14 protein-coding genes are annotated in these 12,408 nt (G+C 67.6%); 8 read left to right on the forward strand and 6 right to left on the reverse strand.

The genetic code is table 11. The annotated features are described in order from the left end of the window. Positions 1 to 59 precede the first annotated feature (59 nt). Positions 60 to 254 (reverse strand): hypothetical protein, encoded by a 195-nt coding sequence (locus J4O73_RS16135; RefSeq protein WP_426218883.1) that lies wholly within the window; start codon positions 252 to 254, stop codon positions 60 to 62. A gap of 495 nt (positions 255 to 749) precedes the next feature. Between J4O73_RS16135 and J4O73_RS16140 the strand changes: the two genes are divergently transcribed. Further along, positions 750 to 1,583 carry a helix-turn-helix domain-containing protein gene (locus tag J4O73_RS16140; protein ID WP_426218884.1) on the forward strand — a complete coding sequence of 278 codons (834 nt, stop codon included), beginning with the start codon at positions 750 to 752 and terminating at the stop codon, positions 1,581 to 1,583. Positions 1,584 to 1,753: 170 nt separating this feature from the next. Continuing rightward, positions 1,754 to 2,125, forward strand: coding sequence for a hypothetical protein (locus J4O73_RS16145; RefSeq protein ID WP_426218986.1), 372 nt, complete (start codon positions 1,754 to 1,756; stop codon positions 2,123 to 2,125). On the opposite strand, the gene J4O73_RS16150 is transcribed toward J4O73_RS16145, so the two are convergent. Beyond that, the gene (locus J4O73_RS16150; RefSeq protein ID WP_426218885.1) at positions 2,072 to 2,590 is read right to left on the reverse strand and encodes a ProQ/FinO family protein; all 519 of its coding nucleotides are present in this window, start codon (positions 2,588 to 2,590) and stop codon (positions 2,072 to 2,074) included. The two genes, J4O73_RS16145 and J4O73_RS16150, sit on opposite strands and share 54 nt — an antisense overlap. Positions 2,591 to 2,787: 197 nt before the next feature. Further along, complete coding sequence (locus J4O73_RS16155) at positions 2,788 to 3,591, reverse strand: hypothetical protein (protein WP_426218886.1); 804 nt, start codon at positions 3,589 to 3,591, stop codon at positions 2,788 to 2,790. 203 nt (positions 3,592 to 3,794) lie between these two features. Here J4O73_RS16155 and J4O73_RS16160 point away from each other — a divergent pair, with 203 nt between their 5' ends. Both J4O73_RS16160 and J4O73_RS16165 read left to right on the forward strand, forming a co-directional pair. Further along, entirely contained in the window at positions 3,795 to 4,175 is a 381-nt protein-coding gene (locus J4O73_RS16160; RefSeq protein ID WP_426218887.1) for a hypothetical protein, read from the forward strand. A 245-nt stretch (positions 4,176 to 4,420) separates the two neighbouring features. Beyond that, positions 4,421 to 6,001, forward strand: a complete 1,581-nt coding sequence (locus tag J4O73_RS16165; RefSeq protein WP_426218888.1) for a type IV secretory system conjugative DNA transfer family protein — start codon at positions 4,421 to 4,423, stop codon at positions 5,999 to 6,001. Between the two features lie 168 nt (positions 6,002 to 6,169). On the opposite strand, the gene J4O73_RS16170 is transcribed toward J4O73_RS16165, so the two are convergent. From J4O73_RS16170 to J4O73_RS16180, 3 genes are read right to left on the reverse strand one after another with little or no spacing between them, the layout of a single operon-like run. Next, positions 6,170 to 6,769 (reverse strand): hypothetical protein, encoded by a 600-nt coding sequence (locus J4O73_RS16170; RefSeq protein ID WP_426218889.1) that lies wholly within the window; start codon positions 6,767 to 6,769, stop codon positions 6,170 to 6,172. After that, positions 6,753 to 7,562 (reverse strand): chromosome partitioning protein, encoded by an 810-nt coding sequence (locus J4O73_RS16175; RefSeq protein ID WP_426218890.1) that lies wholly within the window; start codon positions 7,560 to 7,562, stop codon positions 6,753 to 6,755. Before J4O73_RS16175 ends, J4O73_RS16170 begins: the two co-directional genes overlap by 17 nt. A 5-nt stretch (positions 7,563 to 7,567) precedes the next feature. Then, on the reverse strand, positions 7,568 to 8,080 hold the full coding sequence (locus J4O73_RS16180) for a hypothetical protein (RefSeq protein WP_426218891.1): 513 nt from the start codon (positions 8,078 to 8,080) through the stop codon (positions 7,568 to 7,570). 272 nt (positions 8,081 to 8,352) lie between these two features. Between J4O73_RS16180 and J4O73_RS16185 the strand changes: the two genes are divergently transcribed. The 4 genes from J4O73_RS16185 to J4O73_RS16200 all read left to right on the forward strand — a co-directional run bounded on the left by J4O73_RS16185 (position 8,353) and on the right by J4O73_RS16200 (position 12,346). Then, complete coding sequence (locus J4O73_RS16185) at positions 8,353 to 8,646, forward strand: hypothetical protein (protein WP_203111983.1); 294 nt, start codon at positions 8,353 to 8,355, stop codon at positions 8,644 to 8,646. Continuing rightward, a complete protein-coding gene (mobF, locus tag J4O73_RS16190) occupies positions 8,643 to 11,582 on the forward strand; it encodes a MobF family relaxase (protein WP_426218892.1) in 2,940 nt (979 codons plus the stop codon). The genes J4O73_RS16185 and mobF overlap by 4 nt, the downstream gene beginning before the upstream one ends. Positions 11,583 to 11,651: 69 nt before the next feature. After that, on the forward strand, positions 11,652 to 11,921 hold the full coding sequence (locus J4O73_RS16195; protein WP_426218893.1) for a FitA-like ribbon-helix-helix domain-containing protein: 270 nt from the start codon (positions 11,652 to 11,654) through the stop codon (positions 11,919 to 11,921). Further along, positions 11,918 to 12,346, forward strand: coding sequence for a type II toxin-antitoxin system VapC family toxin (locus J4O73_RS16200; RefSeq protein WP_426218895.1), 429 nt, complete (start codon positions 11,918 to 11,920; stop codon positions 12,344 to 12,346). Before J4O73_RS16195 ends, J4O73_RS16200 begins: the two co-directional genes overlap by 4 nt. Positions 12,347 to 12,408 lie beyond the last annotated feature (62 nt).

Raw genomic sequence — 12,408 nt, forward strand, 5'->3', positions numbered from 1 at the left:
TGTATAAAGAATTCCTTGTATAATAGGCAAATTGCTGCCCGATTAAACTTGTCGAACGGTTATCCGCGATCGCTCTTCCGTCGATCCGCTTCCTCAGCCGCGACCGCCTCAACGGCCGCGATGACGTTCTCCAGTTCGGCGACTTGGCGCAGCGCGCTTCCGGCTGGCAACCCGTCATGTTCGGCCATTGCCAGGATGAGCGTGCGCTGATGCGCCTTGAGGCGTTCGAGAAGAGCGTCGAGTTTGTCGGACATCGGCAGGCTGTAGCCGTCAGAATGGCCTTCGGACAACCGGAGAGCCGCCCGTATACTCGTCACAGGCGACACCTGTGTCGATCTTGCCGCCCTTATCCGAGCCGATTTTGGACCTCTCCGCCCAAGCCCGCCCCTTGCCGTGACGGTGCGCTCAGCGCTCCGGAGGATAGCTCAACGTTGACTTAACCGTGCGCTCCAGCCGACATGCGATGTCCGGCTACGCATCGCCTCGCGCGAGTCGCCGGACGCATCAGGAGACACCGCCGCCGCAAGTCGACCCCTGAAAAGCCAACGGCCCCCCAGTCGCCAAACTGGAGGGCCGTCGAAACCGAAAAGGCCTGTGAGGCCCGTATCCACCCCTCACAAGCCATGAGATGCCCCTGGGCGTCAAGCGAAAGCGCCAACTTTCGCGACGGTGAGGCTTTGCCTGTGGACCGGACGCCCTAACCGGCGGTCCGGAACGACCTGTCGTGGCCCGACGAGGGCCGAGAAGGGATGTTTGCAGACGAAATCCGCCGCGCCATCGAGGCCGCGAGCCGAATCACACTGCCTCAGGTCACCGCCTTGCTGTGGCGCGCCTACGGGGAGGGAAAGCTCACCGAGGCCGAGGCTGAGGGCCTGTCCAGGCTAATCGAGGCCCGCACGCTCGCCGCCTCAAACCCCCGCCTCAACAAGGTACCGATACCGGCGGCGTCACAGGTCGGTGGGGCAGGGGATACCCTCCAGGACCGCGTAGCAGCACCCAGGAGGGCGGTCGGCTCGCGGCCGCGCACGGACGCGTCGCTGGAGCGACGCCGCCGCTGGGCGGCCTCCGGGCGGCTGCCGCCGGCGCTCGCAGCCCGGTTCACCCTCGCCGAGCAGGCGGTGCTGGCGCTCGTAGCGGCCGAGACCACTAGGCGGGGCGATTGCCGGCTCGCCGTCGGCCACCTCGCGGCGATCGTCGGTGTGGCTGAGACCACCGTGCGCAATGCCGTCCGTGGGGCGAAGAGGCTCGGGCTGCTCAGCGTCGAGGAACGGCGCATCACTGGCTTTCGCAACGACACCAACATCCTCCGCATCATCGCGTCGGAGTGGACTGCCTGGCTCAGGCTCGCCCGCAAGACCGCACTGCCGATGGCACTCGGACAGCCAGAGCGCTCAGGGCGCGGGACAGTGGCCAAGGGGGGAGGGTGCAAATCTGCAAACCCCACGCCTACTCAAGTTCCAATCCTGTTAGATTCGAGGACAAAACAACCGTCGAAGGGCTGCCGGAAGGCAGCGGGCGACCTCGACCGTGCGGTTTCTCCGAGAATCCGACAGGATGGTGGCACGGCCAGAGCCATGCGCTGAGGTTCTGAACCCGGACGGTCTGACGAACACGCTGCGAAGCTGAGCTTTTTCTGCTCCTTTAGGGGAGGCGAGAAGGCGTGATGACGAATCGCTCAAACCGCGCCGACACCCCGGCGCGGCTCGGATAGACGCGCCCTTCCCGATTCTGGAGGCGCGCCGTACCCGATGCCGTGCGCGACGACCTGGTGGCGCTGCTCCTCGCCCTGGCCACAGAGAACGACGAGCTACGTCAGCAGCTCGCGACCGCCGAGAACCTGCTCTGGGAGACCGCCATCGAAGCCGGTCAGCTCCATGCCCGGATCGCGGCTATCCAGGACGAGCATGACGCCTGGAAACAGGAGGTGGAGCGATTGGACAGTGCGGCACGCTCAATCCGTTTGAACGCGCATGAGCGTCGCGTTCGGGTGCGGTCTCGTCATGACCGTTGTCGGCTCCGTCCGCGTCCTGCTCGGGCTATAAAGGCGCTGCCGCGCGCCCTGGTACTCGCCTCAGGCGAGCGATCGACTTACGTCCGTTTCCGGGCGTGCGTCGTCGACGGGTGAGACTGCGAGAGTAGCCTGTGCCGCTTGTGCGGCGCGCCGCGTCATTCGGATCCGCTCTCGGTGTGCCCGCACGGTCTTGAACCGCGTCCACGCCGTCCGGCGGTGCTCCTCGCTTACTGGCTCCACCGGATTACCGGCCAGATCGTACCGCCACGCTCCAGATCGACCCTGGGCGAGCAGATAGCCAAGACCGAGGCAGTAGCCGCGCACCGCCTGCTTTAGCTGCGCGTCGTCGATTTCCGGCCGGGTGAGAGCTTGGAGCGCGTCGTGGATACCCAACGCCAGTGGCCGGATTGGAGCTCCGATCTCGGCGGGGAAGACGGGTGGCCATTCCCGCAGTAGAGCACACAGCTCTGCGGCCCGAGCAACTTCGTAGCGGGTGGCCACAATGGTACTTGCGGCCGGCCCTGCCGAGGCAGTGGGTTCCGTGTCTGAGGCAGCAGCTGTGATCGGCGCATCGATCATCGTGCCAGGGTAGCGGCTCCGGCTGGAACCGCAAAGTCGATATGGCCCCCGCCGCTCTATCCACCCGGGTTACGCCACACAATGCCGCCTCGTGCGCGTGACGGCAACCGCATACCTAAAAGCGCTCCGATCAAATGCCGCTTATCACGATAGGCGTGGAGCCAGCCTTGCACCGAGATTTAGCAAAATCTGATCAATCAAATTTCGGAGCTCATGACTTGGTAGTCTCGAGGAAGCGCGGAGGGCTCGTTCCCAGCCTGATTGCGGATATGGGGCGACCACCACCACATCCTGCCTTTCCGAAACTTGAAGTGCCCCCGCACAAAGTGCTCCGCCCGCGGGCGTCCATCAGCTTGCAGGGCGCCATTTTCGACATCGATCTGCCGCAGACGGGCGACGTCGAGGCGGATCGGCCGCAGGTTCGATAGCGGCGGCCGACCTTTGGCGATCCGGCGCGCGTCGACCCGCTGCGTGTCTGGCGCCGCATCGATCGTGACGACCCCCGAGGGCGAGTTGATGATCAGGAACATGCTGATCAGGTCTGCGGCTGCCTGCTCATGCGGATTCGGGCCCGGCCCATTGCCACTGGTCGCGGCCTCGGTCACGTTTTCGCAGCGAAACCCGCTCGGATCTACGTGGATACGGCCGAGGGTACACACCACGGTCGAGCCCGTCGCGCGTTCGATACCTCGTGCATGCAAGAACTGACGGAAGGCAAAGCCGGACGTACCCTCAGCCTGTTCGACGAGATAGCCAAGATGGCCTCCTTCCGGACTGCCCCATTCAATCCACGTGAGGGGAAAGGGTGGCCGTGCATGATCGAGGGTGCGCAGCAGATCAGCGAAGGGTGTCTTCTCCATGCGCAGGACCGCATCCATCACGCTCTGGTCGACGATGAACCGGCCAGCTTTGGGAATGAGGCCATTGGCTTGCGTAATACCCGCGACGAAAGGGCCATCGCGTTGCTCGCTACATCTATAGATTAATTTTGCCAGTGTCATTTGCTTGTCTGTCGGGGCGGGTTCTGGCTCCATTTAGCTGCAAACGAGGAGGCGGGTGATATCACTTTCATTCAAAGGTGCTTGATTTTAGAAAACAAAATGACCAAGCTATTATTTTCCTGCTTAAAGCTTGCGCGCTGCCCAAGACATTATTTCAGGGAAAGGCGTATATGCCGACGACGTCACCCTGAGGGACATGCGCAGTGCCAAATTTTTACAATCTGCAGCAGGTAGTTTTTAACTCTGAAAAGTCGGAGTTTCCATACAAGATCTACAGGGAAATTGCGGCGAACTGCTTCATGCTGATGACTTTTCTTGAACATCATTGCGATGAGATCCATTACGGCGACGTGGCGCGCGAGTTCGCGTCTGCGAGTGATGTGTTTTCTCTGGAAGACGACAAGCTTATCGCCGAGGCGCGTTTGTGCAGGGTCATAGACAACGAACTGCGGACGTCAGCGACCCGTAATCAGTTCAGTGCCGGGCTGAGGTGCCTGTCTTATCTTTCGCAAGTCAGGCCTCTCCCCGGGGATAAGGTTGAGCCCCTCGCGCGCCTGGAGCGGGACATCCTGTCGCTGCTTTAAGGCTTCCCCGATATCCATCGACGGCTGTCTTTCCCAATCGGCATGGCTTGGCTGGAAGCCATGCCGTCGCTCAGTTCCTAGCGTGGAAGACCAGCCGTGCTTGCAGTGACGCCGCCGGCCTTTGTGATCGACCCCTCATGCGCATGCGTCTGGTCTTCTTAGCTTTTCTCGCAACTGTGCTTCTTGCCCACCCAGTCGCGGGCTTGATCCAGAACGGGCTCGACCCGGCGTATTGGCCCACAGGGGTGACGCGCCCAGGTGTCTGGTTTGAGACCCTGTTCTCCCGCCAAATGGGCGATGCGCTCGCGGTACCGTATCTGATGCTGATCGGCCGCGCCCCCGAGTTCGCGAACGACGGCTGGTCACTCGGGCCGCTCCTCGCCGTCGCCCCCCTCCTGATCCTGTTCAGTGCCGAGCTGCTGCGACGCGCCAAGCCCGAACAGAAGCGGGACACCTCCGACCTGTTCGGCTCCGCCCGCTTTGCCAACGCGGCCGAGCGCGGGTGGCTGCGCGATGGCCTCGAACTCGGCCGGGATCCGGGGACGGGTCGCCCAGTGCGCATCACCGTACAGGGTACGCTCGTCACCATCGCGCCGCCGCGCAAGGGTAAGACCTCGGGTCTCCTGATCCCGAACCTCGCCTTCCCCGAACCTCAGGGCTGGGGCGGCCCGGCGGTGGTGCTCGATCCCAAGGGCGAAGTCTACCGCTCCGTGGCCGCTCGGCGCCGGGCACTCGGCCGGCGCGTCGTCTGCCTGGATCCCATGAAGCTGGCTGGCGGCACTGACCGCTGGAACCCGCTCCAGAGCCGCGACCCGGACGATGTCCTTTACCTCCAGAGCACCGCGCTGGCGCTGCTGCCCGAGGCCACCGGGAACGGTGAGGCCTCTGCCTACTTCCGCAACCGGGCCGTCGATTTGATTACCGGCGCGTTTCTGGTCACCCTGCGCCGCCCGGAGGTGTGCTCGGTGATGGAGGTCCAGGACCTTCTCAGCGACGAGGGGCGCTTCCGCGGCCTCCTGCAGCAGTACGTCACACACTGGCCCGAGCCCGCGGCCCACGCAGCCCTGGAGATCCTGGAGGCCGATCCGAAGACCAAGGACCCAATCAAGTCCACCGCCCTGCAGGCGTTCCAGTGGCTCGCCGACCGGCGCCTGCGCGACCTCGTCGGCGCCTCGACCTTCCAGCTGGAGGAGCTGTCCTCCGGTACCGTCGATCTGTTCGTGGCGGTGCCGACCGAGTACAAGGCCGTGCTCGCCCCGTTCCTGCGTTGGCTGTTGTCCGACCTGTTCGCCTCGGTGCGTCGTAGTCGCCCGACCGAGCGGTTGATGATCTTCGTCGACGAGGCCGCGGTGCTCGGCCGGTTCGACGCCTTGCTCACTGCGTCGGGCGAACTGCCGGGCTACGGCGCCAGTCTGTGGACGATGTGGCAGGATCGCGCCCAGCTCGTCGGCCTCTACGGTGAGGCCGGAGCGGACGTGCTGCTCAACACCGCCGAGGTCGTCACGATCTTCGACGTCCCGGCCGTCGACCCGGACGAGGCCGAACGCTGGTCGCGGGCGATCGGCGACTACACCGCCTTCGTTGAGACGCAGAACGCTCCGACCGGCGACGCCAAGGGCACGCCGTCCACGACCCGTGCCTCGCAAGGTGCTCGGCTGATGACCAAGGAGGCGCTGATCGCGATGCCGGGCGACGAGCTCCTGGTGTTTCCCAACAGCGGCGGCCACTCCCGTCATCCGCTGCGCCTGAAGAAGACGGTCGCGCATACCGATCCGCGCTTCCGCAGGCTGATCACCTCCGTGGCGCCGGTCGGTCGGACGCGCTGAGCCGAGGCCCTCGCCGTGCTCGTGTCCCCGATGCGCCGGCGTGCATGCGGCAGAGGTCGAGAGGACGCGCGACCGGACCTGACAGGGCTGATCGGTTCAGCTGCTTTCGGCAGCTCGATTGCCACGTGATCGGCGCCGGAGCGTCCTCAATCGAGGACGCTCCGGCGCTCAGTGCGAGGCTGGTCTGGGACGGGTCTGCAGCCAATCCGCCGGCACATACGTCACGGCGTACCCGACCCCGGGGCGCCAATCGCGCAGCTCGGCCTTGCCGTCCGTGACGCGCATCAGCGCGTAGGCACGTCCGGCCACGAGGCGGTCGCCGGCGGGCTGCCCATCCGGCATGACCCAGTCCGCAGGCACGTCGCCACTGCTCCGAACCTGGACCCAGGAGATCGGTGTGCGGCGGTAGGCCAGGAGCAGCGCGGACAGCAGGCAGAGCGCGAGCAGCGCATTTCGGACGACGAGGCGCCCCCGGAACGGCAGGCGCCCGCGCCAGACCTCGATGCGGCTGGCGTGGACCGGCATCGGCCGAGCGCTCGGCTCCGCCTCTCCGGACTGGTCGCGCAGGGAGAGCAGGAGCTCGCGCCGATGTTCCGGTAGGAGTTGCGGGGCGCCGTCCTCCAGGGCGGCGAAGCGCTCGCGCTGCGGGCGCGCCTTCAACCGGGTGAGTGCGGCGCGGCTGTCCTGCTCGAATGCGGCCGCGGCCTCGCGGGCGGCGCGCTCGGCCTGCGCGAGACGGGCGCGCACGTCCTCAGGCGTTGCGGGCACGCCTGGCTCCCCCCGCCTGCGTCCCGCCGCGTGCCGGTGGGACCGATGTCTTCTCGACGAGCCAAAGGGCGGCCGGCTTGACCGCTTCCATCACGGCCAGGCGGAAGGCGGTGAGATCGCGCAGGATCCGTCCGGCCTTCGCCGGTGAGGTCTGCTCGACCAGGCTCGCCCGGTCGAGCCGGCCGACACCGCGCAATTGACCGGCCGCCAGGACCGCGCGCGTCTCGTCCTCCAGCTCGAAGGCGCGCAGGTGCGTCACCGTCGCGTCGCCCACGACTCGCTTCAGGATCGCCGGGTCGATCGCACCGCGCACAGCATTGGCCACGACGAAGCGTGCCCCGGCCCAGTCCCGCGTGCCCTGCAGCAGCTTGCCCGCGTCGGCGAGGGAGCCGGCTTCAGCCGCCGCCACCACCACCAGCCCGAGCTCGATCCCCACGCTCCTCAGGACCGGTGCCTCGTCCTTGAGGATGCCGAGCAGGCTCGCCGAGGTGTTCGCACCGATGTCGACGAGGGTGGCGGTCTTCACCGTATGCAGCGTGTTGATCACATCGTCGAGCTCGGCCCGCGCAGCCTTGCCGCCGCTGGCCTCGATCGCCTCGCGCGTGGCGCGCATGCGGAAGTGCTGCACGCTGCCGGGCTCGTTGGCGGCGGTGGCGGTCTTGAACTCGGTCAGGCGCGGCACCGACTCGATCTCCAGGATCGCGGCGTCCGGGACCGCCTCGGCCAAGCCGCGGGTCACGGTCGACTTGCCGATGCCGCCGGTTTCCTGGGCGACGAGGAGGACGCGGGGCATGGGTGTCAGTCCTTCTTGAACAGGTGGCTGTGCTTCTCGATCTGCAGCTGCCGGATCTCCGCTTCGGTGAGCGGCGCGTCCGTGTCCGCGGCGGCCGGCACGTCGCGTTCCGCACGAAGCTCGGGCGCGAGCCGTGACGATCGGGAAGCGGAGGCAGTCTGGGCAGCGTGTCGTGGTGCAGGATTGGGCCGATCGGGATGGGCTGCTCGTGCCATCGCCTTGGCCGCACGGGCGGCGGACTGCCGGCGGACGCTGGAGATGATGCCGGTGAGATTGCGCCCGGTGACCGGCCGGCCGTTCGCGGTGGTGTAGCCCTGCGCCGTGAGCCCGGCCGCGACCGCATCCCAGGTCAGGCCGGCGGCCTGGAGCGCGATGAGGGCATCAAGATGGTCGCGTACGGCATCCATCAAACCCGTGGCGGGCCGACCGCCCGGCGCCTCAGCCCTGCGGCGGCTGCCGGGTGTAGCGGCAGCGTCGCGGGCGAGGCGGCGTAGGTCGAGGCGGGGGCGCTGGGCCATGGCGAGGCCCTAGCAGTCCAGGGCTTGCCGAGGCGTGCAGCCAATCGCTCGAATACCGGGGACGACGGCAAGCTCACGTTAGCGTCCGGTCGCGTCCGGCAGGCTACGGCCGAGTACGGCAGCGGTACGGTAACACGTACGGTATGAGAGGACGCATCACACCACACGCACTGAAGTGAGGGGGCGTTAACCGCGTGGCCGAGCGAGCCTCGCCGAAGCGTCCGGATCGTGCGACGGCGTGGGGCGTAGTTCCTCATGCAGCGGGTACGCCGATGGCCCAGGAGGTCAAGCTCACCGTGACCCTGGAGGCGGCGCTCGCCGACCGACTGAAGGCCGCCGCGACCGAGCGCGGCTGGTCCCCCGAGAGCCTCGCTGCTGACTGCGTCGCTCAAGCCCTGGAGGTGGCGATCCGCCATCGGGTCCTGATCGAGCGGATGGAGCAGATCGACGGCGCCATCCTCGACATGGCCCAGGCCGTCGGTGACCTCGGTGCGCCATCGGGCGGTATCGACCTGTCCAAGGTCTGCCGCCTCCGAGCGGGCGCCGCCGCCGATCCGGCGCTGTGACCGCCTCGCTGCACCGCCTCGGCGCTGGCTCACCGGCGGCGGTGTACTACACCAACGACAGCCAGCGCGAAGCACGGCCGGATCGGCGCGACGAGTACTACCTGTCGGATGGCGGCGGGGTGTGGTGGAGCAGTGGCGAGACCGTCGTGCGCCACGGCGCGGTGATCGATGCGGCCTCGTTCCGGGATCTCTGTGCAGGGCTCGATCCGGCCACCGGCAGGCCGCTGGTCCGCGGCGCGGGCCCGGGCCACTGGGCCGGCGTTGATTGCACTATGACGCCCGGGAAGTCCGTATCCGTCCTTTGGATGGCCGGCACGTCCGAGCAGCGCGCGGCGATCGAGGCCGCCCATCGCACCGCAGTCGAGCGCGCGCTGAGTTTTGTCACCGCGGAGGGGCTCATCACCGTCCGGACCGGCGCGGGCGGCAAGGAGCAGCATCGACCGCACGACCTGATCGTCGGACGGTTCGACCACTATACAACTCGTGAAGGTGATCCGAATATTCACACACATTGCGTGTTCATCAATGTCGCTGGTGCGCCTGCAAATGCCGGCGCCGGTCGCTACAAATCCCGGACACATCTAACCATTGAGCCCGAGCGATTATACGCTGCCCAGCTCGGGGTAGGAGCGGCGTACAGGGCAGCCCTGGCCGAGGGACTACGCGAGCGGTTCGGCCTGCGGTATCGCGAGGCCGGACGCGGGCAGTGGGAGGTCGCAGGCCTGCCGGAAACGCTGCTCCAGGCTTTCTCCAAGCGCTCTGAGCAGATCCTGGCCTATGCGGGCACGGGCGCCAGCAGCGCCCAGCGCGAGATCGCCGCCCTGGCGACCCGCCGGGGCAAGGAGGAGCTGCCGACCGGGCCGGAGCTGGAGGCACGCTGGCGCGCGGAACTCGGCGCCTGCGCGATTGATCCGTGGCTGGCCGCGCGTCACCCTGAGCACGACCCCGCCCTCGTGATGACTGTCGAGCGCGATCGGGAGACCCCGTTCGACCCGGCCGAGATCCCCGGCGACGGTGCGGTGGCGCGCGCCGCCTCGGCTTTGTTCCGGCACGAGAGTGTCCTGGCGCGCAAGGATCTGCTCCAGCGCGCCCTGGAGGTTGCGGGACTCGCCGGCATCGGGGTCGATGCCGTGGAGGCGGAGCTCGCCCAGCTCGAGCGGGACGGTACACTGCTGCCGCTGGCCGACGCGGTGATGGTGCTGGGTGCCAGCGCGTGCTGGACCAGTCCGGGCATCGCCGCCTGCGAAGCCGCCATGCTGCGCGCGGCCGATCGTCCCCTGGAGCGGGTCTGGATCACGCCCGCGGCGGTCGAAAACGCGCTGGAGCACGCGCCTCACCTCAGTCCCGAGCAGGGCGAAGCCGTGCGCCACGCCGCGGGTCGGGACGGGGTGTCACTGCTGCAGGCCGGTGCGGGGACCGGCAAGACCACGACGGCGGCCGCCCTGGTGGCCGCCGCCCGCGGCTCCGGTCTCCGGGTGATCGGCCTCGCCCCGTCGTGGGTGGCGGCCGACGAGCTCGGGCGATCGACCGGGATCCCGGCGCAGGCGATCGCGCGCTGGCGCCAGGACCGGACGCTGACAGCAGGTCCGGACACCGCCCACCGCCCGGACTGCCCGGCCTTGCTCGATGCCGAGACCCTGGTGCTGGTCGACGAGGCTGGGATGGTCGCGACCCGCGACCTGGAAGCCGTGCTGAGCGCGGCCCGCTCGGCCGGGGCGAAGGTGGTTCTGATTGGCGACCGGCGCCAACTCGCCTCGGTCGGGGGCGCGAGTGCTCTGCGGGCGGTCGCCGATGTGGTCGGGCGCTCCGCGGTGCTCGAACAGGTCCGCCGGCAGACGGTGGAGTGGCAGCGTGCGGCCTCGGTGCTGATGGCGCGCGGCGAGGTCGAGGCGGCCTTGCGCGCCTACGCAGTCCGCGAGCGGGTCGAGCTGGTCGCCGGCACCGAGGCCGCGCAAGCGCGCGTGCTCGCGGTCTGGAGCGAGCAGCGCGCGGCGCACGGCGAGGACGTGCTGATCGTGACCAGGCGCAACGCCGATGCTGCAGCCTTGAATATCCGGGCACGAGCCGTGCTGCGGACAGAGGGATACCTCGGTCCCGATGTGGTCATCCTGCCGGCGCGCGACCGTGACGACAGGCCGGTGCCGCTCGCGCTGGCTGTCGGCGACGCCCTTCGCTTCGGCGAGAGCCTGCCGCATCTCGGGGTGCGCAACGGCAATCGCGCCCGGGTCGAGGCGATCATGGCCGAGCCGGAGGGCGGCGCACGCCTGCGCTTGGCGCTGAAGGATGGTCGCGCGTTGGAGGCGGCGTGGTCGGATCTGGCGCAACAGCCGCGGTTCGGCCGGAAGAGGCCGCCGCCCAGGATCGTGCATGCGTATGCCGGTACCGGCTACGCGGCGCAGGGCCGGACCTCCTCCGCGGCGGTGATGTATGTCGGGGCGGCCACGGACGCGCGGGAGATCTATGTAGGCCTGACCCGGCACCGGCACGAGGCCAGGGTAGTGGTCGAGCGCGACCGGCTCGACGCCCTGTGCCGGCAGCGGCAAGAAGATGCGCAGGTGCCGGCGACCGACGCGATGGTGCTGGAACGCCTGTTCCGAGAGGCGCGGACCTACAGCGAGAAGGTCAACGTGGTCGATCACGCCGCCGACCGGGTCGCGTTCGTGCGGGATGGATCGCTCGGAACGCGTGAGCCCATCGGCCAAGGGATCGACGTGCGGCGCGTGATACGCGCAGCGAGGCTTCTGCGTGAGACCGTAGCGTGGCTCGGCGTCGAGCCGCTCATCATGCCGACGTGGCGGCTGGTAGACGCCTACGGGCGTCGTCTGACGCAAGCACCGGCCCGGGCGGCGCGCGCTTTGGTTGATGAGCTTGCCCGCCGCCTCAGTCGCACCGATCCGCTACTCGAGCGTGAGCGAGGGCACCACATCGAGCGATGATGAGGCTCCACGCAGAGTGCCAAAAACGATTTCGTTGCCAGCAGTGCTAGCAACGACTACAATCACAGGATGGCCGCTTCCCATGCACCCAGCGCGACGATCACGATCCGTAATCTCGACGGTCGGGTGAAGGAGCGCCTTCGCGTGCGCGCTGCCAGGAACGGGCGATCAATGGAAGCCGAGGTGCGTTCAATCCTCTCGGACACGCTCGGCACCGAGGCGACCGAGTCGGTGAATTTGGCGGAAGCGATCCGCAGGCGGGTCGCGCCGCTTGGTGGCATCGAGCTTGAAGATCATCCGGCCATCTCGATCGGTGAGCCGCCCAGCTTCGGGCAATGATCGTCCTCGACACCAACGTGATTTCGGAGCTGATGCGGCCGGCGCCCGACCCGGCCGTGATTGCATGGGTTGCCGCGCAGCCCCGCCCATCGCTCTACACAACGAGCATCAACCGGGCGGAAATCCTCTACGGCGTAGCGGCTCTTCCGGCCGGGCGACGCCGTGACGGGTTTGAGGCGGTGGTTCAGGCCATCTTCTCCGAGGAATTTGCCGGTCGCATCCTGCCGTTCGACGGCAGTGCAGCCGAGCATTATGCGCGGATCGCAATGGCGCGGCGCACGGCAGGCATTCGGATTGAAGGTTTTGATGCGCTGATCGCCGCCGTTACGGCGGCGGCTGGCTTCCGCATCGCCACACGCGACGTGGGTGGCTTCGAGGGCTGTGGCCTTGAGGTCATCAACCCTTGGGACGTCGCCAAGTCCTAACGCGACCGATTAGCTGGGCCATCGGATATCTGCCGTTGCCAGGCCGATCTCCTTTCAGGCTT

The organism is Methylobacterium sp. NFXW15 (assembly GCF_049887755.1).
Taxonomy (GTDB): Bacteria; Pseudomonadota; Alphaproteobacteria; order Rhizobiales; family Beijerinckiaceae; genus Methylobacterium.